The following is a 24,786-nucleotide window of genomic DNA, read 5'->3' on the forward strand; positions in this document are numbered from 1 at the left end:
TAATATACCTTAGAATAATGTGAGAAGTTCAAATAAAAATTTATTGAAATGGTTGAAAAACTAACCTGTCAATTAGTGGTAGGTTTTTTATTTAAATTTTATATAAATTATTTTTTAGGTTTTGTTTCTCAAAAATAATTAAAGTCAACTTTATTAGTTGATTTTTTTATTTATAATAAAAAATAAGGACAAGTCAAAAGACCTGCCCTATAATGTTTCCTTTACTTTTGTAATAATTCTTAATTTAACTCTGTCACCAATATTCTTATTTTCTCTTCTACTTTCAATATAATCATTAACCCTATTATTAATTATAAGATTGTCAAATAAATTGTAATACTCTTTTAAAGTGTTATCTAATTCATTTTCTAAATTCTCTGATAACAATACCACTAAATGTTTTTGAGTTATCTTTTCTAATAATTCTTTATATTCTAATACTTCATTATTTATGTATTCTTGTAACTCAAATTTGATAGTATCTATTCTCTTTTCTATATTGTTATTAGCTATATAATCATTTACTCTAAACATTAATCTAAAAATTATAAGATTAATTCTTTCAATACAGATTAACTCTAAATTATCATTAGTAAGATTACAACTTAAAATATTAGTATCTATACTTAATTTAAGTTCTTTAATTAATTCACTTTGACCCCTTAATATATCAGTAGTTTTTTCAAGTTGCTTAGTAAACATATGAAATAACTCTTTATTCTGTTGTATAAAATACCAACCTATTATACCTAAGAAACCATATTGTAGTACTGTTTTTATCACTTCTGTTTCTATCATTTTCTACACCCTCTTTCTTAAAAATACCAACTAGCACCAAGTCTAGCTACTGCTTCAGTTTCCTTAATGTTAAAGGGTTTAGTTTTAATAGCTATATCACTGTATATCATAGTTTTTGAATAATCTCTATTGATATTACCTAATATATCACTAAAATTACTATAGTTAGCATTGTATAAAGGATTAGGAGAAGGTGTTACTTCCCCATATCATCCCCTTTTTTTTCCTCATTTTCAGTTAATTCTTTTTTCAACTCTTCTTTAGCTAAATTATTTTTTTCAACAATTGTAACTGCTCTTTCAACAGCTTTGTCTATTACTGCATCCGTTGCTTTAAGTCCTAATTTTTCTACTTGCATTCCTACCTCAGTTATTGCTCTAGCTTTCTTGTTAGCACCATCTTTATACTTAAAGTTATCTTCATACCATTGAACGATATTTACTGCTATTTCTAATATATTATCATCCACTTTTGTCTCTGTTTTTTGTGCTAACTTTCTAAATGTAGGAACAAGTCCTAAAAATGCTCCTGTTAAAACTCCTAAAACTGTGTACATAATTTCTAATTTTGTCATAATTAATTACCTCTTTCTTTATTTTATTTTTTAAATTTATTCAACTATCTTTTTTAATTCTATATGTGGATTATCTTTAAGAGATTTCCAATCTCCTCCCCACTCTACTTTTATTCCAAATTCTCTTGCTACTAATTCAATGTGTCTTGCAACTTTTTGATATTTATTAGTAGACTTCCAATCTATATTCCCTTTTATGCTTGGATCATAAATTCCAAAATCAATAGCATAACCATAACCATCAGCTTTAGCTTGATGGTTAGACTTCTTAACATAACCATCGCAGTTTGTTACTCTAATTCCTGGTACTGTCCTTCCTTGCTTGTATAGTCCATTTTGATATTCAGCCGTTCTAAAACCTTGAACGATTATAAAGTCAAACGGACTATTTGTTATAGCTTTTTGAATAGCTGATACTAGCTTAGGATGTATCTTATCTAGCTTGTTAATGCTATTTTGACTCAGCTTATACATTTTTTTAACTCCTTTCTATATAATTTTATGAAACTTTAAAATCTCGTATATATCTTGTGGTGTTATTTGATAATAATTTTTAGGTACAATAATATTAAGTTCTCTATCAATTATTGTAGATACCCATTCGCTACAAGTATATTTATCTTTATTATGTCTATGAAAATTAAATATATTACTTAACAATATACCTAACCAATCATATTTAGCTCCTTGAGTTTCTAGGTAAAAATTGTGTATTGCTGTTTTTATATCAACATTTAATTCAAATATATCCCATTTCTTTTCATTTAATGGTTGCTTTTTCATTCTTACTCTTTGCTCGTTACTAATTCCTATTAAACATTCACCATCGTAAAACTCACAATGAGAATAATTAGAATTGGTCCACCACTTTATTAGTCTAGACCACCATTTAAAATTATCTTTATAGAACACTATATATATTTTATTCTTTTGGTAGTTCATATACTTTTATCTCCTCTTCGCTCATTGCTTTTATTTTCTCTCTAATAGTAGACCACTTAATCATTGCTTTAGTTGTTTGAGTTTGCATTATTTGTCCTAACTCCATCATCTCTTGAATAGTAAGTGTTATATAATGTTCGTGACCTTCTTTATCTTTCATTTTCCATTTATCAAAATGAGTTTGTTTTGTTATTTGCATAAAACTTAATATTTTCAATAACGATGTTTGGTCTTCTAATTCTCTGTTTGGTTGTAAATAACCTTTATACTCAAAATCTCTTTCTTTTTCAGCTTCTTCATAACTCTTAGTTTTATTGATTAAATATTCTTTTTTAGATTCTAAATTAAATTTAAGTACACCATTTTCTATATACTCAAATTCTTTTAATTCAACTGAAATAATTCTATCATTATTAATAATTTCATTAGATTGTAAAACATACTCTTTATTTATGTATTTTTTATACTTAATTTGTGATATTTCGTTATCACTCATTGATTTTATATTTCCATTTTCAAGTTTAGGATATTCTATAAACTCATTTGTTATATACGCTTTATTATAAACTGCCAATATATCTTTATCTTCTATTTCATCAAAAAAAGTATCTAAATACTTTAAATTCTCATCATATACATATTTACTCAACAAAATCACTCTCCTTTAAATTCTAAATTAAACGGTGGTAAAATATGTGCAAATTGCCATTCGTTCCAAGAACCTGCATCATCTACTGAGTATACTCCATAAAATAGTTGTAAAAATAAATAGTTTTCAAAAGTTTCAACTTGTATCCACTTCATAAAGTTATCAAGACCTTGTGTATTTCTCTTGTTTTCATCTAATAACTTCAATTTCCAATCTTTTGCTGTTCCATTTTCAACTTTCCAATTAAGCTCAAAACTAATCAAATCATTCTTTTTCCACACTACCCAAGTTTCATTTTCTTGTCTTACTTTATTTCTTGTAGGACTAAATGCGTACATATCTCCCCAGTTTCTAGCTCCCGCAACATCTTCTTCGTGTTGGTCCCTTGTTGACATGCATACTTTAAAACTTAATGTATATTTCCCATCTTCTTTTCCTTGAACAAATACGCCATATTTATTATATTTTTCATTCAATTCTTTTGCTGTGTTATTTGTGGCTGCATCTATAAAATATGGAAGGAAGAATCTGAATGTTTCTGGCTTAGTTATTGGATGTACTGTAAGCCCAAAACGATTTATATATCTTGTATTCCCATAATTGTCTGTACCATCACTATATGAAATACTTCTAGTTTCTAATACATCATTTTTAATTTCTTCCCAAGATGGTAATTTATATTTTAAATATTTAACCCACTGATATACTCCAAAATTATAGTATTCCGCTTCTTCTTTAATTTTAATATATTTACTTTCATCTATTTTTAAAAATTCGTATTGATAAGCCTCATAACTTGGTGGTAATATGCTATTAATTTTAAAGTATTTATATTTATCGTTATTTTCAGATTTTAAAAAATCTCTATCGCCTTTTTTACTATACAATTCTTTATACTCTTTTTCTATACCTTTAAAAAAAGGTTTTTCAAAATTCACTTTATTTTTCTTAAATGCATTATCATAAAAATGAACAGAAGTTTCATTTTTTATTGCTTCATTTTCTTCTAACTCATTATTCAAAAACATAGATTTATACCCATATATTTGTATAGGGAATTTAAATATATCAGAAAATTTAGTAACATTAAACATTTTTTTAAAACGATAAAAATATAAATTATGTTCATCAGGAATATAATCAAAAACTGGAACCGACTTACTACCATCCCACATCGTATCTTTATTATTCCCTGTTATATAATAACTATTAGGTCTTTCTCCCCAATCATTCTCTAGTTTATGCCCATTTAAGCCACTTTGATACATCCACTTATAAAGTTCTAAAATATCATTTAATAATACTACTTTATAATCTTCCCCCATAAACCTTAATCCTGCTTTTTTAAATTCTGATTCACTAACTATATTAACTTGCTTAGGTTCTCCCTTATACTTATATAATCTGTTTTGATATAGTACTATATCGTTCTTTTCTAATCTTGCAGGTAAAGTTTTAGGCTTCATACCAATCACGGTATTTAATATATTACCTAACCCCTCTTTAGTTAAATATTTCGCCATGTTATCTACCCCTCAAATTTATTTTTTTAAATGCAGTTTCTGATGGTATTCCATAAGCTCCTGCAACTTTACATTTAAAAAGTGATGTTATATTACCATTTTTATAAATCATAACATCACCCTTTTCATAACTTTTATTCTGATTTTGTACATAGATTTTAACAGCTCCATCTCCTACTATAGTTGCAAGAATATTGCTCATTTCTTCTTTTTTTAAATACTTAGCCATTTGCAACACCTACCCAAATTTCTTCTACTGTTGCAGGTTCTAAATTAGCTGTTGTATGAATCTCCATCCAAGGTTTCCAAGAACCATTTGCTTTCTGTCTCATAAAAGCTTTAGGCTTTTCTTCCTCAGTTATTCCTACCTGAAGACCCCAAGAAGTATCGTATTGAAAGTTTAATAAACAAGTTGTTTTACCATTAATACCTCCAGAAATAACATACATTCCAACATCCATAGTACTATTTACAGTTTTACCATTAAAATCAGCAATTCTATTAGCTCCTATTCCAAATCCTTTCATTTTATTAAGTGCTAATTCCTGTATTCTACTATCAGTCACGAGTTCATTTATTTTATTTGTTGCTAGTTCTTTAACCTCATTTTTAGTTAAAGTACCTGAAACTGTATCACTCGCATTTACTGATACACTAAATCTCTGATTAGTCCCATCAACTTTAGTAATTGATAATTGACCGTTACTAAAACTTATATTATTATAAAGGCCCTTTACCACATTTTCTATTTTTTCATTGTCTGAATTAAAATCAATTCTTTTAGGTTGGTCTGTACCTATCCATTGACTTAATTGAAGAATTTTAGTTTTATTAGTACTTCCCATTTTAAACACCTACCCTTCATTATATTTTTCAAATTTTTCCCAAGTTAAATTTAAATTATCCCAAATATCCCAATTTTTATTATAATTATCAAATTTTTCCCAAATTAAAACATTAAAATATATATAAAGTTCTATATGAGATGGTATTATATTTTTCAATTCTTTTCTTAAAAGTTCTTGAACTCTATCTGTATTTACTACCGAATGAACTCCTAAAAACACTTTATATTGATTATTAAACTCTGTTACTTCTACTGGTGTATCTTGCTTTAAAATATCTTTTACAATTAATGCAAGATTAATTTTAGTAATAGTTCTAGCTCCTCTTAATTTAGTTAAAATCTCTGTTGTATCTTCTGAACATTCAAGAGTATTACTCCAAATTTTTAAACCGCTATTTTTAGATTTTATAATAAAAAGCTCATCTCTTAATTCATTTATTAAACCAAGAAATGAGTTTTCATTTAATTGTAAATTGTTTTGCAAATAATCGAACTCTAATACACCTTTATAATATTCAGGTAACTTATACATTTAAAGTCACACTCCCTAATACTGCAATTTGGTCTTCTGCAATTGTAATACTATCAGTTCCATTATTTAATCTGAAATTGCTATAATCTTGTATACCGTTTGTATCATATAATATAGAAGATACTTTACCATAAGAAACCTTACCACCGTTTAAATTTATATCAGAAAGATATTTATTTATAGAATTAGTTACTTGATTTTTAATTACTTCTAAATCAATTAAATTACTTTTTTGAATAGTAACAGAAATATTAATAGCTTTAGTTACTGCATTTACTACTGTTACATCTGCTCCAATAGGTTTTTTAAGTTCAATATATTTTTTAACTTCATTTAATTTATCATTTGTAACATTTTGTCCAGTAGAACTAACTAAAATAACTTTTACTGTACCTGCACCATTCCACAAAGGATATACTTTAGCTTGACCTATACCGTCAACTGACAAGGCCCATTGCTTATAATGATAAGCATTACCACTTGTTGCCTGTTCTCTAACTTTCTCTAAATAACGTTTTCTTAGTATTTCATCAGTTTCAATATCTGCTCCATTTATAAAAGGATCTATATTCGTTACTCTTTCAACTCCTGAAATAGGTATACCAAGTTTATTTATTCTATTTTCTAAAATATTATATTTAGCACCAATCTCAATAGCTTCTACTTCAACTTCAAGTTCTCTATTATCTCCAATAACGGAATCAACTAAAGTAATGAATTGAAGTTCATCGCATAAAAGTATTGAGTTAAATGGAATTTTAGTTCCTGTATTTCCATAAATTTTAACTCTTCCTCTTGCTTTTATTCCCTCTTTTCTTTCAATTCCAACTTCTGCACATTTCCAGTCTAAATATTGACTAGTTGCAGTTAGTCCAAATGAATTTTCAAAAATTTCTTTTATCAAAGAATATAAAGCTATATTTTCATCTGCAATTACACTCATTACATCATAAAATATACTTCCCTCGTCTTTATAAAAATTATCAGGAATTTTAGCTAAAAGTCTAGTTCGTTCTTCTTCTAAAGTTGGAATTTTTAAACTTCTAAAATCTATCATATAGCAATTTCCTCCTTCCATTCTAAAATGTTATTATTTATCAAAATTACATTAAAATCAATTTTTAAAGTTTTGTAATTTTGTACTATTTTAATTTTTTCAACTGAAATAATATCAGGATATTTTAATAATTGCTCTTTTAAATTTCTTTCAATCTCATTTTTTATTATAACTCTATGCAACTTTTTACCGTATGTTAAATCAACATAGTTGGTCCCATAATTTTGATGAAATTTCCATTTTTTTAATTCTGTTAAAAGTAATTTTTGTATATACATTTTAATAGCTAATTCAAAATCATCTACAAAAGGTATCCCGTTTTGATACCTCATTTTTTTATTTTTAAAATCAACTATATATGTATCTAATCCTAATTCATTTTCTTCAAATTCTTCTATACTATTATCTTTATTTTCTAAGATTTTTGGTAATATTCCCATTCTAATTGCACCTCCTTTAAAGGTTCAAGCACATCAACTATAAACCACTGATCCTCAGTTTCATTAGGTATAACAAGTACCTTTTCACCTGCTTTTAAACTTACTAAAGTTTGCATTTTATACTTACCTTTTTTCTTCTGTTCAAGTTCAGAACTAAGTTCATCAAAATTACCTGCAGGTGATTCAATTTCTATTATAGTTGGGGGTTGTAATGTTGGATGTATAAATTTACCACCCAATGCCTTAAATTTTTTAAATGCTAGTTTAATACCATCTTTGATTTTATGCACATTTTTCTGACTTTCAAAATCTTTAAAAGTTACATCTATATCAATTCGATTAGTAATACTTCTAGCGATAAAAATATTATCACCCTCAATTTCGTGGTCAAGTTCCATAGCTCCATTTAAAAGCTTAAGTTTTAAATTTGGCAGAGGTGATACAACTTCTGCAAGCATTGCTCCTAAATATGTTTTATTTTCATTTTCTTTAAACATATTTGCAAAGCCTGTATAAGGGTTTTCTTCTTTCATTTTATACCATCTCCTTTAAATTTACTGTTCCATTAAATCTATCTTTTAAATAGTTAAAGTTAGTTGATTTTATTAGATACTTTTTATTATTTAATTTTAAAGACTGCCCACTAAATATATATTTATCTGTAACAATTTCAACACTTAATTCTTCCTTTATTTTCCCACTTATTTTGATAGTATTTAAAGCAACATCTTTAGCTTTTGCAACTTCTTTAGCTTCAAGTTCTATAACTTCTTGCAATTTACCATATTTAGAAATACTATCATTTTCTTCTGCTTTTGCAAGTTGAAGAATTGAATTACTATCATTACTAACTACTAATACAGAGTTTTTTAAATCTTCTATATTATATGTACTAGTTTGATTGATTATAGCTCCACTTTCTTTTAATATATGTTTATCAGATAATTTAAAGCTTATATCAACTTCATTTTCTCCTTGAAAATCAACATAAACTTTATTATCCAATACATATATACAATATTCTTTTTTTGATTGTTGAGTATCCTGCTTAATAATATCATTTATAATATCCGCAATAGTTTCAGTTTTATATACTTTATTTATTTTAATATCTAGTCCTTTAACTTCAATAGGTATACCAATTTCAGAACAGATTGACTTTATAGCTTGATTTCCTGAAGTATTTCTAACTTGTTTAAGAACTTTATTTTTATTTAAATAAAAGCCAATATCCATAGCTTTTAAATTCATAGTAACATCATTTATAGAAGTTTCAACAACCATACCTTTAAAAATATTTTTACTATCTTTAGAAATTTCAATTTTATCTCCAACTTCTATTTCTATATAAAAATCTGTCTTTTTATGAAAAGGGACACTAAAGCTTACAGTTGTAGCTAAACTATCAATAGAATTCTCAAAAGAAAGTGAACTAACTAACTGAGTAATATTTTTACCATTTAATTTAACTTCTATCATTTCTTTCTACCTTTCTGTTTAGGTTTAGTTTTTCCTTTTTTATTTTTATTAACAGGGGCCTTAGGTGCATTAGATCCACCTGTTAAAGTTATATTTCTATTACCGTTGCTATAAGTTCTCTGTTGCTTATCTACTGATATTGCTTTATATTCTTTAACAGATATTTTGAAGTTTATATCTCCTGCAGAGTCTATGTTACTATAAGTAAAATTAGCTAAACAGTCCATATCTATTATAGTAACATCATCATTAGCTACTACAATTCTCAATGGTTTGAATTGCTTTCTAGCTCTTTCAAAGAAACTTAAATAATCACTTAGTTCAGTTTTAGTATTTTTATGAATAAAACTATATTTATTTTTAGTTATAAAACCAGTTAATTCAAATTCCCTTAAATTTAATTTACCTGGAATCAAATATTTTTCACCTAATATATTTTCGAATTCTTCATCTTCATAAACTTGTGAAACTTCAAAAGTTGTTGAAAATGGAAGATATAAAACTTCACTGTCTAACATAAAATAAGTTATCATTGTACTCATATATTACCCCTTTGCAATTTAATTCCATTTAGTATAGTTGTTGCAATCTGTCTAGCATATTCTTCATTTCCAATCATATTACCGTGAATATTTAAAGTAACACTTATCCCGCCATCTTTATTTTTCGCAGATTTTACAGAAACATCATGTGGTATTATTTGAGTTCCATTAGGTAGATTTACAATTTCTCCACCTCTTTCATTGATTGAAGTTAAACCACCTTTAAAATATGATGTACCTAAGGCATGCTTAGGAACTTGCTCGTTATCTTTACTTTTAAATAACTTTCCAACGACTGGAATTTTTGATAATAATTGAGGTACTTTACCTATCATATCTCCTATACCTCCCATTATTTTTTGTATCCAACCCCACACTTCTTTAAATATACTTACATATCCCTCAAATAATGATTTTATAACTGCAAATACTTCAGTTTCTTTAAATTGATTCCAAAGTTCAACTGCTTTAGCTTTTATAGTATCAAAGTTTTTATATACTAAGTATCCTGCTCCTGCTAAAAGACCTAGCCCAACAACAACTAAAGTAATTGGACTTGTTAAAACTACCATAGCAGCATTTAATAACCAAGTTGCAGCTGTTAATGCTCCTGTTGCAACTGTAGAAGCTACTTTTACCCCTGTTTCAGCTATCCAAGCTATTTTACTTTTAATCATTAAACCTAGTTCAATTTCTTTTGCTACCTTAGCAAGTGTTGAAACTGCAATATATGTGTGATATACACCGATTATAGTATTTACTGCAACATATAAAGCACCAAAAACGATTGCTCCAACTTTTATACTTTCCCAATGCTCCGTCGCAAAATCTAATAAACTAAACAGTTTATCTACTCCGTTTATTAATAAATTTACACCTTTATCAACTAAATTTTGAAGTTGAGGTTGCATTTTTATTATTCTATCTAATATTTCCATCATTTTAGGTTTTAATCTTTCAATTGTTGACCCTAAAGTTTTAAATATTCCAACTAGAACAGGTGATACTTTTTGACCTACTTCTTCTTGAATATCACCCAACATATTTTGAATAGATTTTACTTGACCTTGTGCAGTATTTAAAAGATTATTGTTAGCACCCCCAACTGATTTATTTATTTTATTTCTTAAAAACATTGCTTTTTTCTCAGTATCCATAAGTTTAAAAGCTTTTTGCTCAGTTGAACTTAAATAAATTCCATATTGTTGAAGTGCTTTTGTTGTTCCTTTTGAAATAGATTTAGCTATTGCTTGACCAACTGCTGCACTATCTTCCATCGTTGCATTTAGTCCTTTTTGCTTAACTAACATATCAAGCATACTTGGTGTTAATTTCTTAATAGTCTCTGTTTTTAAACCTAGCATAGCTAGCTCATTCATTCCCATCTGAACTACTTCATCTCCTACAACTCCTATCTTTTGCATTTCTCCGCCATAATCAAGCATTGATTTTACAACTTCATCAGTCATATTTTTTCGTTTTTTTAAGGTGCTAGTCAATAACAGTTCTGCTCGTTCTTGATCTTCCCAAGCTTTCAAACTTTCACTTATATAAGCTTTAGTGCTAGCTACAAGACCTGCAACCATCACAGCACCTGCTTTAGCTATTGCTTTAAAAGCACCTGATAACTTAGATTTTAAAACAGCACTTTTCTTTTTAAGTGTACTAAATTCCTTTTGAGTATCTAGTGACATTTTCTTCATTTTTTTACTAAAATTATCTTTTAATTCAAAAATACTACTTACTATTTTAGCCATTTCTACCCACCTCCATTCAATTTAACTATATTTTCAAGTTCTAATTGCATTGACATATAAAATATCAATTTTTCTGAATCATTTAAATTTAATAAATAATAGAGATTGTGACCTCTATTCAAAAAATGTGAAATAAAAGCACAATCTCCATCCTTTTTAAAGTTTTTATATAAATTATTGTAATATTCTTCTACTTTCCCGAATCACTTTCATCATTCTTAATTCCATAAAATTTTTCATTTATGAAATCAACTAATTTAGTCATTGCACCTAAATTATCTCCATAGATTTTAGAAATAACTGCATATTTACTCATTTTTATATCAAACTTTTCTAATAATTCTCTTTTTTGGAATAATGGTACATGTTCCCAAATAATTCTGATAGTTGCATCTATTGATTTTACAACACTCTTATCTGCTCCATCTTGCAACTCTGCAAATTTTCTTATAGATAATTTTTGAATTTCAAGGTCCATTCCTAAATATTCATCATTATATATTATTGTATTCTGTTCTTTTTCTTCAATTTTGCTTAATAATTGTTCTAATTTATCTTCCATTTTTTCACTCCTATTCCATATATTCTAACATTTCAAAACTTTCTGCTTTAAATGGTATTTCTTGTTCAAAAGTTTCTCCCGATTGAATTTTCATTAATAGAATTTCATCAAAAGTAACTCCATATAAAGCAACCGCTTCTGACCCACTAAAAGCATTATCAGAAAGCACAAATTGTGCATTAATTTCAGGTGCATATCTATTTTTAATCATTTCAGAAATGATTTTACTAAATTTAGAATCAATTTTTTTTATCGTAATAGTACCAGAAACTTCATTTCCTAAATACTTTCTATATTTGCTTGGATCTCCTGCAACTTCAATATCTCCATACTCAACAGAAACCTTAATTTCTGCAGAAACAACCTCTTGAACTCTTTCATTATTAATGAAAATTTCTCCATATTTTGTTGAAATAGCTTGTCTATCTCCTTTATTTATTGCCATATTCTACCTCCTTAAACCGTTAAGAATACTTTTAAATCAAAGTTTTCTATTACTTCTAATATTTTTATACTTGCTACAAAATACACATTTTTACCACATGTTCTTTTTCTTACATCTCCATCTGATAATTTTGACATATCCTGACCTTTACTCTCCCAATATAATCTCATAGCTTGTACATCTTGAGTTATATTGTTATTAAATTCAGGATCTAAAACTTCTAATCTAGTAAGCTCTTTAAAGTATGCTTTTATTGATGTTAGTATCATCATTTGAACTGAATAAGTATTTTTGTAACCACCAATATAAAGCTTAAAATTAGCTTCTATATCATCTCTAATTAAGTCCATTGCTTCTAACACTACTACTGACTTCATTGCTTCTGAATGGTCTCTATCTACAGTAGTTAAAGTGTTAATTCCTGCAACTACCTTAACTTTTTCACCATCAAAATTAAGTACAAAATTACCTTTTTTAGCTTCAGCTTCAACATCATCTACATTTGTAACGCTTGCAAGCTCTGTAAGATTAAAATTAGTTGCTCCACGAGTTAAAGGCATACCTGCTAAAACTCCTAAAATATATGGTATAACTTTCCAACCATCTTGAGTTCCTCTTTCATCATTAAATACTACATTTTCATTAACTATATTAATTAAATGCATACAATCTTGATTATTTATTTTATAGGTTACACCTTTTAATGTTCTTAAAGCTTTATCAGTTGCTTTAATATACTTAGATAATGCAGTGTGATGTAATGTTTCTGCAGATAATACACCAACATAGTTAGCTTTTATATTATCTAATGCTTTAATTGCTTTATCAATTGTGAAAGTATCTCTAATATTTAAAATTGTTACTTTAGCACTTCCACCAACAAAAACATCTTTTACATATTGAATATTTTCTGCAGTTAAGCCCTCAACTTCACTAATTTTTTTAAAAATTTTAATATTATCTGTTAATGTCGAATCATTTAATATTAAAACTACATGCCCTCTTGGTTGCATTTTCACAGAATTTGCAACATCTTCTAAAAATTTAATATTAATCTGCGGTGTTACTTGACTTGTTGCCATCTATATTTTCCTCCTTTAAATTTATTTCTTCTATATAATCTGTGTATTTTTTACTTATTTTAATTTCTTCATTTAATTTAGAAACTGAAATAGGCTCATCATACACATCAACTCTAATATAATCTACATTACAACTTATAAAAGTTTCGTGGTCTATAACTTCCAACTGATTAATATACCATTTACCAACACCTATCATAAATATAGTAGCTAGCATATTCTGAATTTTTAAAAATTCTATTCTATTATCTAAGTCAGTTTTAGGATAATAATTAACTGATACAGAACTTTTATACTCAATCATAGTCTGTGATTTTAGTTCAGTATAAAAATCTATAATTTTCACTTTAAAACAAGGATAAACATTGTTTTTATCAATATCCTGTGAAATTATAGGTATATCACTGAAATTTTTCAACCTATCATTAATAGCTTTTATTAAATCTGTTATCATTTTAAACCACCTTTCTCAATTGCTTTTGTAATTATATTATTAATATCTCTTTCAAATTCACTATGTAAATACTTATTAGCACCCCTTTTTATAGGATAAAGGCCCTCTACAAAACCTTTAGTTACTCCATTTCTATTTACTTTTCTATGACCATACTCAATTAAATGAGCATGAGGTGCACTATTATAAGCACTTACATTTAATGATCCGTCTATATCTTCCCAAACCTTAGAGCCTTTAAATCTTTTATGATAAGATTTGTGTTTTAAACTATCCGGTCTATTAGTTTTACCTACAAGTTTTTTAGCCTCTTTTCTAATTGTTTTAGCTGCATTTTTACCAACTTTTCTAAACTCTTTCTTTAAAAGTTTAGGTGTATTTTGTGAAACTTTAAGTAATTCTTTTACTAGCTCACTTGAATTATCTTTAAAATCAAATTCCATTATTTTCATTTCCTTTATCTAAAGTTGCAAAAATCTCAACATATTCATTATTCTTATAATCAATATTCCAATAATCGATTTTAAATTCTTTATCTTCAAACTTAATACGAGTATTTACAGTAATTCCATTAAAGGATTTTTTACGAATAACAAACTTATATTGACTATCAATTTTTTCACTTTCTAAATTTAAATCATTAATTTTATTTGAAATTGGTAACACTTGTGCATATATAGATTTAAAAAGGGTGTAACTATAAGATAGCTCACCCACAAAATTAGTTATATTTGTATAATTATACAATTCTATTTTTCTATTTAATCTATTAGTTATATTCATTTCAAATCTTCCTCATTTAACAAATCAAGTTGATGTATTAATGAACTCATAACTTTATCTAAACTTGGTTCTTTAACTCCAAGCCCTCTATTATCATATAAATTTTGAATGACTGCTGCCAAGAGAATTTTCACTTTATCTGTATAATTAACATTATCTTTTATCAAATTCCAGTTTTTAATTGCACCGATTAAAAATAAATCTGCAGTATTATACATCATTTCAAGTAATACATCATCTTCTTCAAAATCTATTCTTAAATATGATTTTATTAAATCTAAGTTCATAGAAAATCACCTATTTAGTAGTGATTTTAACATACTTCATAGCTTGATTATCTATTATTTTTGTATCAAATCTTTCTATCGCTCTTAAAACAGTAGTATTATTAGTAAATCCTGCTTCTGTTGAAACTGCTAATTCAAGTCCTTTTAATTCAAATCTAGTTATTAAAGCTTTCATATCTCCTATAAAGAACGGAGTTAAGTTACTAGCTTCATTAGGTAATAGTTCATCTGAAACCTCTACTAAAGTAAGTCCCCTGAATTCTTTAACACCTGGTTTAGTATAACTTTCAGATAATAAAGAACGACCTTGTTTATCAACTAAAGTTTCTAAGTATAATCTTCCAGATTGATTAGTTAATATTATTCCATCATATCTAAATACAGGATCTAAACCTTTTATTATTGCTTCGTCTAATGTGTCAAGTCCAGTAGCTTTTGTTCCAGTTATAGGGTTTGGTAATGTTTTTAATAAATCGATTATCTTAGCATTAGAAGTATTAACTGACTTCTTACCTATTCTAGTTTTTAAGTAACCCATTAAATCATAATTAGTATCATCTAATAAGAAATTAGTAACTGCCATCATATCTCCAAAGTCGTGAGTTTCCCATTTTGTTTGGCCAAAATTAACAGAACTCATAGGAATTGCTTCACCTTCTGTTATATCTGATAATTTATCAGTAGCTAAAACTTCTAAAGGCATTGAACCTTTTGGAGTAGATACATTAACTACATTTACATAAGAAGCTAAATTAGTTAAACTTCTCTTATATAAGTATAATTCTTCTAATTGCGTTTCTGGAACTAAATACCCCCCAAGTGATGGTGTTCCCTCTTTTTGACCAGTATAAGCATTATACACTTCTAAATCTTCTGCAGTTGCTTTATTTCTAAGCATTCTCTTTAATACATTTTCATCATAAATTCTTCCCATTTTGTCTCCTTTTTCTTCTTTTGTTTCTGAATTTTTTAAAGTTTCTATAATTTGTAATTCACGAGTTTTATTTAAAACTTCAATTTCATCTTTTAAAGTTTCAATTTCTGTCATTTTATTCTTAATAGTTTCTATATTGTCTGTTTCTTGTAACGCTTTCACTTCATCTATCAAAGCATTATAAAAAGCGATTTTTTCTTGTAATTTATTCATAAACATCATCTCCTACATCTTTTCTAATTTTTCAATTTTTTCTTTTAATTCTTTAGGTATCTCAACCTTTTTAACCTCATTTTTAGGTAATAAAAAATCAGGCATATTATCATATTTAATGCCTGAAGTACAATTTAATACTTTTAATTCATCTAGTAATGTAATATCAAAATACTTACTAGCTTCTTCTCCTGTCAACCAAGTCTCTTCATTTACTAACTTAGTAATAGTTTTTCTTTCAATTCCGTTTATAACTTTAGACATATAAACTTCTTCAATATTATTTTGAATTTTGTTTAAGAGTTCTATAGTCTTTTCAAAGTCATCCGCATTTCCACCCATATAGGCCCACGGCTTATGTATCATTAAATAAGCGTTTTTAGGCATTTTAACTTCATCACAAGCCATTGCTATTACAGAAGCTATACTCGCTCCAATACTTTCAATATGTGCCGTAGTCTTCCCTTTATGCTCTTTAATCATATTAGCTATTGCAGTACCTGAAAATACGTCTCCACCATTAGAATTTATATTAATTCTAATTTCTTTATCAGGGTTATTTTTAAAAAAATCTTTAACCTCTATAGGTGTTGTTAAATCAAATCCATAATCGTCCTTATAGAATTTATAATCATTTGATACTATATCTCCTGAAACTTCTAAAATTGCAACATCACTTTTATTCTGTATCAGTATCATTTGAATCACCTCCTTTATAAGCAAGCCCTATATCTGCAAGTTTTACAAAACTTCCATTAATAATAGAGGTATCACCCTCTTCTATTTTAGGCATAGAAAGTAAGGCCCTTGCTTCATTTATTTTATAAACTCCATTACCTACTAAAGTTTGAATAGCTTCTGATTGTGATTTTAAATCACCTCTTAAAACTCCCGCAAGATTAAACCTTAAAGTTAAACCTTGATCTCTCTCTTTTTCAGTTAGTAATTTATAATTTAGTTCTTCTTCATACTGTTTTAAAATAGCTAGCATTGTATCAGTATAAAAACTTAAATTCTGTGCTTCACTACTTGAAAAACTTGATTTTGAATAATCATTTAAATATACAGGACTTATTCCAAAAGCTGCAGCAATTTGATTACTAGTATACTTTTTCAACTCTGCAAATTGTGAATTATTTAAATTAACATTTAAAGTTTGAAGTTCTGTATTCATAGGTAAACTCACAAACTCATTATTACTATCTTGAAGCATTTCATGTAATCTTTTAATTAACTCTTTTCTTTTTGTTTCATTTAAAGCGTCAGAAGTTTTTACAACAGTTTTACCCATCAAGCCATTTTGATACATCTTATCCATTAATCTGTCACTTTGATTAGATAATGAAAAGGCACTTTTAAGAGTTGCTACAATAGATTTCCCTTTTAAACCATCTTCACTATATCCACCTTTTAAATGAATGATTTCATTAGGTAAAAAAAACATTTCTTTGCTACCGTTATATCTATAAATAATTTTAGGTAGAACATTATCAGTATCATTTATAACCACATCAACCGCATTTGATTTTAAAGGATATAAACCAATGACCTTACCTGCTTTATATTGAATATAAATATAACTGTTCCCTTTATGATTTCTATTAAACTCTACAACCTGTTTAAAGGTTGAGGGTGTCATAAACTCGTTGGGCCTTTCATTTAATAGTTTTATAATATTATGATCATAAATTCTATTATTATCATTATCATATAAATGTATTGATAATTTAGATAGTGCCTCACTTAAAATTTTTAAACAAGTAAAATATGTTACATCTCCCAAAGGATTTGAATTGAACATACTACCTGAATTTGACCCACCAAAGAAACTATTTAAATCTACACCACCATCATTTTTAGGTTTAAACCAATTTGAAAATATTCCCATTTTTACACCTCCTTTACTTGAATAGTTCTAACCATTCATCGACTGCTTCATTTACATTAGCAATTTCTTGCAAGTTATTATGAAGTAGATACCAAGCGTCAATAATAGATACAACAGGATCTATCTTTTCATTTCCTTTTTCTTTTGTAACCTTAGGTTCTCTAAATGAATTATACTCAACTTTTGCATTAGCTAAAGACCATTTTAAAAGGTCGTTTCTTTTATCGAATAAAACCTCTCCACTATCTACAGATAATGCAAAATCTTCAACTGTGCTCCCTAAATTTCTAGCTGATTGAGTTATAGATGTTGCATCCCCTACTAAATCAGTTAAATCTTCTAACCAAGCTCCAGCACCATAAGGGTCAAACCCCACACCAACTATATTTACATCAAATACTTCTATTAAAGTTCTAAGGTGTTCTAGTATAGTTTTATAGTCTGTTTTAAAACCACCACTTGAACTTGTTGCCGTTAATAGTCCTCTGCTTATCCAGTCTCTATAAGGCACCTTGCTTTTAAATTCTTGTTCTAGTACTCTCTGAACTGGTATAAATGAATGTGAGTATATATATTTTTTATTATCTTCTAAAGGAAAAACTAAAGCTATGCTTGTTAAATCCCCACCACTTGATAAATCTATACCTAAATAACAACTTCTACCAACCATATTTTCAATAGTCAGTTCTGATTCACATTCTTTAATTTTCTCTTTATTTAAATAATCATTCTCTGTATATTGCACCCACATATTTAATTTTTTTGTAAGGAAGTTGGTCATTTCTTCACCTTGTTTTCTCAAAGCGTCTTCCATAGCAATTTTGTACTTTTCTAAATTTTCTTTATTATATGAATAATCTTCATTTAATAATAAAAAAGGATTAGCTTTTATCCAAGTATTTTCACTTTTTATATCGTCGTCTTTGTCAGGATCTGCAATATAAATAAAAATACTTTCTTTATTAACTAATCCATTTAAAATATTTACACAATCTTGATACTGCTTATAGCAAGGTTTATTTAAATCAAAACCTGCAGTCGTTATAGCTACTATACAAGAATTATCAACATTTACTTGTCCATCAAATAAAAGTTTATACATTTGGTCCGTTGGGTGCATATGGTATTCATCACATATACTAAGTACACTATCAAAGCCGTCCATTGATTTGGTATCTCGCCCTAAGGCCCTTATTCTATTTTTAGTATTTAAAGAAGTGATAGTTGAAATATGTTCCTGAACTTTAAAATATTTAGTTTTTAAAGTAGGATTATAGTTTATAAAATTAGCTATATTATCCCAAACTATCTTCGCTTGCTCATGCTTAGTTGCAGTACAAAATATATTAGAATTTCTATTTTTAGTAAATAGAGAATAATAAATACTTAATGCACTTATAAGAAGTGATTTTCCGTTCTGACGTCCAACTTGTATGTAAACTTCTTTATATAATCTTAGGTCCGTTTTTTTAACTTTCCATCCAACTATATTACCTAGTATAAAATTTTGAAAACCTCTTGTTTTAAATTTTTCTATCCTACCATTTTTTACAATTGTGAGCTTATTAGTCATATTTATAATTCTATTAACTTCTTCTAAATCTAAATAGTAATCTTTATTTTCTTTTAATACTTTATACCTTTCTATGCATAATTTTTGATTAATTCCAATAGGTATATTATGCTTTTCTATATCTTCCACGAATTTATCTAGTGGGTTATAAGAATTCTGAGAACTCATCTAGCTCCTCCTTAGGCGGGTTGTATTTAATAAGCTTCGTTCTATCAATACTGTTTAAACCCAATTTAACTGCACAATCTAAAACAGTTTTCTGCATATCTTTTAAAGTTTTAAGATTTGGGTTAGCTATAACCATATTACCTGCTTTAGTTTCTTTTATAACTGTATAGCCCTCTGTATCAACTAATTTAGTTAGTTCTTGCACTCTTGAATATGCGTCGGAATACATTGATAATATAGATACATCTAAATCATCAAGCACTTCTATAGAGTTGATTAACTTTACAGTTTCTTCAAAAATTTTCTTTGAATTTTTATTCAACCAATTTGGGGCCTTTAAATTTCTTGAGACCTTAGAATTTTCTTCCTGAAATTTCCTTTCTTCTATTTCTGCTTTAGTATTATTCCGTTTTTGAAGTTCTAACGGCTTTCTTGGTCTTGCCATTAAAAATACACCTCCTTTTAATATATTAATTTTGGGAATTTCTCCAAAAAATAGAGGGTACGCGGTATTCCATGCGGGTTTGAGCATACTTTTCGCCCCACCCCCTCTTACATTTGTAAAAGTTTTTTTAAAAGTTGTATTGTTTCATTTTTGCTTTGCTTGCTCTTATCATAAAGTGCATGTATTAAGTTGTGTGATTGATGTGATAAAGGAATTAAGTTTGATACATCTAATGCTTTGCTCTTATCTTCTCTAAATTCTACAATATGATGTACTACATCAGCTTGTACTAACTTACCTAAAACTTTTAAAGCATACAAGTCCAAGTAATTATATTTTGACATTACTTTCTTCCTGGTCAATTTCCAATCTCTTGAATTATAAAAAACTTGTGCTTCTTTATCTCTTGAATTCTTATCATAAACTTCATTTCTAATTTTTGAACATCTACTACACTTCTCATTCAACTTTAATTTTCTTTTACAATAGCAACATGTTTTATACAACATTTTAAATTCCTTTCTCTATTAAATGTCTATACAATTTAAAAACTCAATTAAATGAAAAAAGGTAGTTATAAAACTACCTTTAAATCATGAGTTGAAATCTTTATAGACTTCTAATATTTTACATTATAGCATGTCAAGGAAAACTGGTCAAGTCCGATTTTGGTCCGTTTTTTTTAAAATTTTTTCTTTTTTTCTTCTAAAAGATTTGAAATCATTATTAAATCTTCTTCTGTAGCTAATTCTTTAATAAAAGTTCTAGTACAACTTTTATACCTATTATATTTTACTTTTATTTTCCCTGTTTCAGTTGCTCTGTATTTTCTAACTGCTTCATTTTGTTTTTCTTTATCTTTATAACCAAGTCTTTTTAATTTTTGTTCCATTTTTTATTTTCTCCTTATCTAAAAAAATTGAAATAAATTAATAATAATATTAAAATAGTGTAAATAATAGTTTCTTTAATAGTTCCTTTAACTATATTGAATTTATAGTTTAATTTACCTATTCTAAAATTAAAAGTTTTTAAGATCTCTCTTCCTTTTTTATCTTTCATTTTTTGTCTATGAAAAAGATAGGGTGGGGCTTTAGGCCCCGTATTTTGCTTTAATTATAATTTCTATCAACTTGACTAATTCAATAAATAGTGTTATAATCAATGCAACAATGAATTTATTAGTCACTGAGTGAGTTTTCTTGATTTCGGTGACTTCTTTTATTATAACCCTTTTTTTCTTTTTCATTGTTCCTCCTTTCTATATATAAATTATATCATTAATCGCAATTAATGTAAAGAAAAAATTGCATTTTTCTTATAATTTTTTATTTAATCAATTCAATTGCTTTTCTAAGTTCTTCTTTATCTTTATGAGTATAAATTTTCTCAGTCATAGAATAACTACTGTGACCTATCAATTTTGATATTGATACTGTATTTGCATCAACATTACTCAATAAACTAGCAAATGTATGACGTGTGTCGTGTATAGTGTGTTTCATTCCTAATTTTTTCATCAAAATATTAAATTTACTAAAATATGTTATATAGCTCATTTTTTCATTTTTGTTTATAGGCCCATTTATAAAATATTCCTTATTAAAATCTATTCTGTTTTCAATCAAATTTTTTATTTTAGGATGTATTGGAACTAATCTATTTTTACCTGCTTCTGTTTTACTACCACCTTTCAAATATCCCTCCTCAAGATTTATATCACTTATCTTAAGGTTTAATAATTCTCCTATCCTCAACCCTGTATATATCAAGATTAATATAGTATCTATCAAATCATATTTATTTAAATTGTACCAAAGTACTCCGATTTCTTCTTCTGTAAATATTTTCCGTTCTATTTTCGTTACTTTTTTACCTATTTCTAAAAATGTTGAATAATCTTTTGAAACAATTTCTCTTTTTAAAGCAAATTTATATAATAAAGAAATTAAAGATTTCACTCCTGTTTTAGCACCTCTTTTATCTCCCATTTTATCAATCACAATTTGATAATCTCTAGTTTTCAATTCAATAAATCTTTTGTCATGTAAATCAATTAAATTATTAAAAGAAGAATTTTTATTTTTTTTAGTTAATTCACTTAAATTTAAAAAACTTTCTTTAGACCATTTAGTATATAATTCCTTTAGAGTTATGTTATTTGAATAGTCATAAGGATTATCTAAAAACTCTATTAAATATTTATTTGCTTCTTTTTGAGTTTTGAAATAACCTAAATATTTTCTTTTTTGTGTCACATTTTTATTATTTCCTACAAATTCATATCCAGTTGTAATTACTACAGCAAAGGGTTTTCTTCTATTTCCACTTAATTTTACTACACTTCCTGTTCCATTTCCTCTCTTCATTTTTTAGTCCTTTCTTTTTTGCTTTTTAAAATTTGCTCTATATTGCCTTAATTTTAACCAGATTTGATTAAGGCTTATAATTTTACCTTAAAATCTTTTTTAATCAATCTGGGATATTCTAGGTATCAAATTTTTGATTTTAGATTATATTTCAAATTCCTTTTTTAGAAATTCAGTCTCATTTTTTATTTTTTAATTCTTGTATTACATTAGAAAAGTGTTCTGTTTTTATAGGGCCTGTTTTTAGATTTTGACTTTTAATTTTCTATATAGGCCCTCTCCACATCGTTGGGTTTCCCAACAAGGAAAAGAAAACTCATTTTTTCTTTTTATTTTATATTTCTTTTTTCTTATATAAATTTCTTATATAAATTTCTTATATAAATTTCTTATATAAATTTCTTATATAAATTTCTTATATAAAAGTTCTTATAATATATATTCTTATTAGAGTATCAAATCTGTACCACTTAAGTAGTATCAAAATTGTACTACTAGCAGTATCAAATCTGTACCACTTTTAACATAGTAGTATCAAATCTGTACCACCCTTTCAAAAGTACCTTAAACACTTGCTTTATAGATATTTTATATATAATAAGTAGTATCAAAATTGTACTACTACACTTTGATTTTTAGTTGTGTTTTTATTACACATTATTTAAAATTAAAAGTAATCAAAAATTAAATACAATCTCTATCAATTATAATTCCTATTCGATTACTTAATAATATTCCACAAATATAGTTTATTCTATCCTGTAATTTTGAAGAACTAACACAATAATTACAACCTAAAAATATTGTAGAAAATAAATCTGCTTCCGTTTCTTCTTTTTTGGTTTTTATAAATACTGTATTAGTGTGTTTTCTGATTATTTCATCATGCAATAAAATATGCGCTATCTCGTGAGCTATTATAAATACTTTTTCACTCTCTTTAATATCTAAATTACTATTTATAAATATAATATGATTTCCTAAACAACAATTAGTACAAGCTTTACAATTCCTACCTAAATTATCACAAATTAACTTTATATCATACTCTTTTAATAAGCTATATACATTATCAAATCTATTTCTTAAATTTAAAGCAAGGTCAACTATTTTATTTATATCCATTTCTTTTCTAACTCCTAACAACTATCCTTCGTTTATTGTTTTATTTTATTTGTATTTCTTCTCCTTTTAAATCGATAAATCCATCTTTGTCAATCCAGAATTCATTTCCGTTAGGAACTTTGCTATAAGTGCCCAGTATTATACTTGTATCAGAAAAAACACCTTCTAATAATATTCCTCTTTCAAAATCTTCAAACAAAGTTATATCTTTAAACTTAGTATTTTCTTTACTATTTACAAAGGTAACATAAGTTAGTTGTCTTTCGGTCCACGCTTGTTTTCTGGCGTGTTCAATTAATTTATCTTTATCAGTAATAGTCGTATATATTATAAAATGTCTATCTTTATTCTTTTGCTTGTTGTAAGCTAAAGTTTCAAATGATTCTTGAGTAGTTGAAGTACTAGTAATAATATTCTCTTGATTTGTTGAAGATACTTTACTCCCGCAACTGAATAAAAATAATGACACAACTCCTATAATTAATAATTTTTTCATATATAATTTTCCTCCTACTTCTTTTTTAGTTTACCTTGCTTTTTTAAAATATGTATAAATGCTCTAGTTAGAGTTTGTTTTATTTCCTCAATATCTTCTTCTGTATTTTTTCCATAACCATCAAAAAACATTGTCGTATTTGCATTGATATAGCTGTTTAATTGTTCTAGTTGAAATTCACTTAAATCACTTACATCTACATTATTTATTTTTTTATTTTCATTAGGGAAAAAATAACTCAAACTAACATTTAAAGCTTTTGCTAACTTTTCTAAAACATCAAGTCCTGGTGTTCTTTGACCGTTCTCAAAATAAGATATTGAACTTTTGGTATTATAACCTATCATTTCAGATAATTGTTGTTGTGAAATTCCTAATTCCATTCTTCTCGTTTTAATTAAATTTCCTAATAATTTATTAGTTTCATTAGGTTTCATGTTTTTAACTCCTTAAATTGATTTTATAATATATTATACATTAAAAAACAAAAAAATCAAAAAAAAATACAAAAAAAATAAAAATAATAGTTGACAGTTTAAGAACGATGTGTTATACTATTAACATAAAAGAAGTTAAAAAACTTAGAAAGGACAGAAAATTGAAATTAGAAAAATTAGAGAAATTAAAAAATTTAATTAATAAAAAGGGCCTAAAATTTTCTTTTATAGCTCGGAAACTCGGAATAACACCTACTGCATTTTCAAGGAAAATGAAAAATAAAAGTGATTTTCAATGGGAAGAAATAAATGAGTTAATAAAAATATTACAACTTAATGAAGAAGAAAAAAAGTTTTTTTTAGATTAATTGTTCTCAAACCAAGA

The 24,786-nt window shown here is 26.7% G+C and carries 35 protein-coding genes; 1 reads left to right on the forward strand and 34 read right to left on the reverse strand.

All coding sequences use genetic code 11. The features are described from left to right. Positions 1 to 207: 207 nt before the first annotated feature. From AYC59_RS00515 to AYC59_RS00675, 34 genes are all read right to left on the reverse strand, one after another. Positions 208 to 798 (reverse strand): hypothetical protein, encoded by a 591-nt coding sequence (locus tag AYC59_RS00515; protein ID WP_066894108.1) that lies wholly within the window; start codon positions 796 to 798, stop codon positions 208 to 210. A gap of 196 nt (positions 799 to 994) precedes the next feature. Next, positions 995 to 1,372, reverse strand: a complete 378-nt coding sequence (locus AYC59_RS00520; RefSeq protein ID WP_066894111.1) for a phage holin — start codon at positions 1,370 to 1,372, stop codon at positions 995 to 997. Between the two features lie 36 nt (positions 1,373 to 1,408). Next, a complete protein-coding gene (locus AYC59_RS00525; RefSeq protein ID WP_066894114.1) occupies positions 1,409 to 1,846 on the reverse strand; it encodes a M15 family metallopeptidase in 438 nt (145 codons plus the stop codon). A 15-nt stretch (positions 1,847 to 1,861) separates the two neighbouring features. Next, a complete protein-coding gene (locus AYC59_RS00530) occupies positions 1,862 to 2,314 on the reverse strand; it encodes a hypothetical protein (protein WP_066894118.1) in 453 nt (150 codons plus the stop codon). Continuing rightward, positions 2,295 to 2,966, reverse strand: a complete 672-nt coding sequence (locus AYC59_RS00535; RefSeq protein ID WP_066894121.1) for a hypothetical protein — start codon at positions 2,964 to 2,966, stop codon at positions 2,295 to 2,297. The genes AYC59_RS00530 and AYC59_RS00535 overlap by 20 nt, the downstream gene beginning before the upstream one ends. Before the next feature lie 2 nt (positions 2,967 to 2,968). Continuing rightward, on the reverse strand, positions 2,969 to 4,486 hold the full coding sequence (locus AYC59_RS00540; RefSeq protein ID WP_066894124.1) for a hypothetical protein: 1,518 nt from the start codon (positions 4,484 to 4,486) through the stop codon (positions 2,969 to 2,971). Between the two features lies 1 nt (position 4,487). Continuing rightward, on the reverse strand, positions 4,488 to 4,715 hold the full coding sequence (locus AYC59_RS00545; RefSeq protein ID WP_066894127.1) for a hypothetical protein: 228 nt from the start codon (positions 4,713 to 4,715) through the stop codon (positions 4,488 to 4,490). Beyond that, complete coding sequence (locus AYC59_RS00550; protein ID WP_066894130.1) at positions 4,708 to 5,331, reverse strand: hypothetical protein; 624 nt, start codon at positions 5,329 to 5,331, stop codon at positions 4,708 to 4,710. The genes AYC59_RS00545 and AYC59_RS00550 overlap by 8 nt, the downstream gene beginning before the upstream one ends. A 9-nt stretch (positions 5,332 to 5,340) precedes the next feature. Continuing rightward, the gene (locus AYC59_RS00555; protein WP_066894133.1) at positions 5,341 to 5,865 is read right to left on the reverse strand and encodes a hypothetical protein; all 525 of its coding nucleotides are present in this window, start codon (positions 5,863 to 5,865) and stop codon (positions 5,341 to 5,343) included. Continuing rightward, entirely contained in the window at positions 5,858 to 6,922 is a 1,065-nt protein-coding gene (locus AYC59_RS00560; RefSeq protein ID WP_066894136.1) for a baseplate J/gp47 family protein, read from the reverse strand. The genes AYC59_RS00555 and AYC59_RS00560 overlap by 8 nt, the downstream gene beginning before the upstream one ends. Further along, complete coding sequence (locus tag AYC59_RS00565) at positions 6,919 to 7,362, reverse strand: DUF2634 domain-containing protein (protein WP_066894138.1); 444 nt, start codon at positions 7,360 to 7,362, stop codon at positions 6,919 to 6,921. Before AYC59_RS00565 ends, AYC59_RS00560 begins: the two co-directional genes overlap by 4 nt. Beyond that, positions 7,338 to 7,895, reverse strand: coding sequence for a DUF2577 family protein (locus AYC59_RS00570; protein ID WP_066894141.1), 558 nt, complete (start codon positions 7,893 to 7,895; stop codon positions 7,338 to 7,340). Before AYC59_RS00570 ends, AYC59_RS00565 begins: the two co-directional genes overlap by 25 nt. A 1-nt stretch (position 7,896) precedes the next feature. Beyond that, positions 7,897 to 8,841: an XkdQ/YqbQ family protein gene (locus tag AYC59_RS00575; RefSeq protein WP_066894145.1), complete on the reverse strand. Its 945-nt coding sequence runs from the start codon at positions 8,839 to 8,841 to the stop codon at positions 7,897 to 7,899. Next, the gene (locus tag AYC59_RS00580) at positions 8,838 to 9,383 is read right to left on the reverse strand and encodes a hypothetical protein (RefSeq protein ID WP_066894148.1); all 546 of its coding nucleotides are present in this window, start codon (positions 9,381 to 9,383) and stop codon (positions 8,838 to 8,840) included. The genes AYC59_RS00575 and AYC59_RS00580 overlap by 4 nt, the downstream gene beginning before the upstream one ends. Further along, positions 9,380 to 11,140, reverse strand: a complete 1,761-nt coding sequence (locus tag AYC59_RS00585; RefSeq protein ID WP_066894151.1) for a phage tail tape measure protein — start codon at positions 11,138 to 11,140, stop codon at positions 9,380 to 9,382. The genes AYC59_RS00580 and AYC59_RS00585 overlap by 4 nt, the downstream gene beginning before the upstream one ends. A 190-nt stretch (positions 11,141 to 11,330) precedes the next feature. Beyond that, positions 11,331 to 11,702 (reverse strand): hypothetical protein, encoded by a 372-nt coding sequence (locus AYC59_RS00590; protein WP_066894154.1) that lies wholly within the window; start codon positions 11,700 to 11,702, stop codon positions 11,331 to 11,333. A gap of 10 nt (positions 11,703 to 11,712) precedes the next feature. Further along, complete coding sequence (locus AYC59_RS00595; RefSeq protein ID WP_066894157.1) at positions 11,713 to 12,147, reverse strand: phage tail tube protein; 435 nt, start codon at positions 12,145 to 12,147, stop codon at positions 11,713 to 11,715. 11 nt (positions 12,148 to 12,158) lie between these two features. After that, positions 12,159 to 13,229: a phage tail sheath C-terminal domain-containing protein gene (locus AYC59_RS00600; RefSeq protein WP_066894161.1), complete on the reverse strand. Its 1,071-nt coding sequence runs from the start codon at positions 13,227 to 13,229 to the stop codon at positions 12,159 to 12,161. Beyond that, positions 13,198 to 13,683, reverse strand: a complete 486-nt coding sequence (locus AYC59_RS00605; RefSeq protein ID WP_066894163.1) for a phage tail terminator family protein — start codon at positions 13,681 to 13,683, stop codon at positions 13,198 to 13,200. Before AYC59_RS00605 ends, AYC59_RS00600 begins: the two co-directional genes overlap by 32 nt. Beyond that, on the reverse strand, positions 13,680 to 14,126 hold the full coding sequence (locus tag AYC59_RS00610; RefSeq protein ID WP_066894166.1) for an HK97 gp10 family phage protein: 447 nt from the start codon (positions 14,124 to 14,126) through the stop codon (positions 13,680 to 13,682). Before AYC59_RS00610 ends, AYC59_RS00605 begins: the two co-directional genes overlap by 4 nt. Further along, positions 14,116 to 14,466 (reverse strand): phage head completion protein, encoded by a 351-nt coding sequence (locus AYC59_RS00615; protein ID WP_066894169.1) that lies wholly within the window; start codon positions 14,464 to 14,466, stop codon positions 14,116 to 14,118. The genes AYC59_RS00610 and AYC59_RS00615 overlap by 11 nt, the downstream gene beginning before the upstream one ends. Next, positions 14,463 to 14,753, reverse strand: a complete 291-nt coding sequence (locus AYC59_RS00620; protein WP_066894172.1) for a head-tail connector protein — start codon at positions 14,751 to 14,753, stop codon at positions 14,463 to 14,465. Before AYC59_RS00620 ends, AYC59_RS00615 begins: the two co-directional genes overlap by 4 nt. A 10-nt stretch (positions 14,754 to 14,763) precedes the next feature. Next, positions 14,764 to 15,900: a phage major capsid protein gene (locus tag AYC59_RS00625; protein ID WP_066894175.1), complete on the reverse strand. Its 1,137-nt coding sequence runs from the start codon at positions 15,898 to 15,900 to the stop codon at positions 14,764 to 14,766. Positions 15,901 to 15,912: 12 nt separating this feature from the next. After that, on the reverse strand, positions 15,913 to 16,599 hold the full coding sequence (locus AYC59_RS00630) for a head maturation protease, ClpP-related (protein ID WP_066894177.1): 687 nt from the start codon (positions 16,597 to 16,599) through the stop codon (positions 15,913 to 15,915). After that, positions 16,580 to 17,788 (reverse strand): phage portal protein, encoded by a 1,209-nt coding sequence (locus AYC59_RS00635; protein WP_066894180.1) that lies wholly within the window; start codon positions 17,786 to 17,788, stop codon positions 16,580 to 16,582. Before AYC59_RS00635 ends, AYC59_RS00630 begins: the two co-directional genes overlap by 20 nt. 13 nt (positions 17,789 to 17,801) lie before the next feature. Next, complete coding sequence (locus AYC59_RS00640) at positions 17,802 to 19,529, reverse strand: terminase large subunit (RefSeq protein ID WP_066894183.1); 1,728 nt, start codon at positions 19,527 to 19,529, stop codon at positions 17,802 to 17,804. After that, positions 19,507 to 20,061 carry a phage terminase small subunit P27 family gene (locus AYC59_RS00645; protein WP_066894187.1) on the reverse strand — a complete coding sequence of 185 codons (555 nt, stop codon included), beginning with the start codon at positions 20,059 to 20,061 and terminating at the stop codon, positions 19,507 to 19,509. Before AYC59_RS00645 ends, AYC59_RS00640 begins: the two co-directional genes overlap by 23 nt. Before the next feature lie 20 nt (positions 20,062 to 20,081). Further along, complete coding sequence (locus tag AYC59_RS00650; protein WP_156445425.1) at positions 20,082 to 20,441, reverse strand: endonuclease; 360 nt, start codon at positions 20,439 to 20,441, stop codon at positions 20,082 to 20,084. 215 nt (positions 20,442 to 20,656) lie between these two features. Next, positions 20,657 to 20,866: a hypothetical protein gene (locus AYC59_RS00655; protein WP_066894193.1), complete on the reverse strand. Its 210-nt coding sequence runs from the start codon at positions 20,864 to 20,866 to the stop codon at positions 20,657 to 20,659. Positions 20,867 to 21,067: 201 nt separating this feature from the next. After that, entirely contained in the window at positions 21,068 to 21,223 is a 156-nt protein-coding gene (locus AYC59_RS07660; RefSeq protein ID WP_156445427.1) for a hypothetical protein, read from the reverse strand. A 79-nt stretch (positions 21,224 to 21,302) separates the two neighbouring features. Continuing rightward, positions 21,303 to 22,343: a tyrosine-type recombinase/integrase gene (locus tag AYC59_RS00660; protein WP_066894196.1), complete on the reverse strand. Its 1,041-nt coding sequence runs from the start codon at positions 22,341 to 22,343 to the stop codon at positions 21,303 to 21,305. Between the two features lie 684 nt (positions 22,344 to 23,027). After that, complete coding sequence (locus AYC59_RS00665) at positions 23,028 to 23,468, reverse strand: ImmA/IrrE family metallo-endopeptidase (protein ID WP_066894199.1); 441 nt, start codon at positions 23,466 to 23,468, stop codon at positions 23,028 to 23,030. Positions 23,469 to 23,508: 40 nt separating this feature from the next. Continuing rightward, entirely contained in the window at positions 23,509 to 23,964 is a 456-nt protein-coding gene (locus AYC59_RS00670) for a hypothetical protein (protein WP_066894202.1), read from the reverse strand. A gap of 14 nt (positions 23,965 to 23,978) precedes the next feature. Further along, complete coding sequence (locus AYC59_RS00675) at positions 23,979 to 24,401, reverse strand: helix-turn-helix domain-containing protein (protein ID WP_066894206.1); 423 nt, start codon at positions 24,399 to 24,401, stop codon at positions 23,979 to 23,981. A 161-nt stretch (positions 24,402 to 24,562) separates the two neighbouring features. Here AYC59_RS00675 and AYC59_RS00680 point away from each other — a divergent pair, with 161 nt between their 5' ends. Further along, a complete protein-coding gene (locus AYC59_RS00680) occupies positions 24,563 to 24,769 on the forward strand; it encodes a helix-turn-helix domain-containing protein (RefSeq protein WP_066894211.1) in 207 nt (68 codons plus the stop codon). The last annotated feature ends 17 nt before the right edge of the window (positions 24,770 to 24,786 follow it).

It is taken from the genome of Pseudostreptobacillus hongkongensis (assembly GCF_001559795.1).
Taxonomy (GTDB): Bacteria; Fusobacteriota; Fusobacteriia; order Fusobacteriales; family Leptotrichiaceae; genus Pseudostreptobacillus; species Pseudostreptobacillus hongkongensis.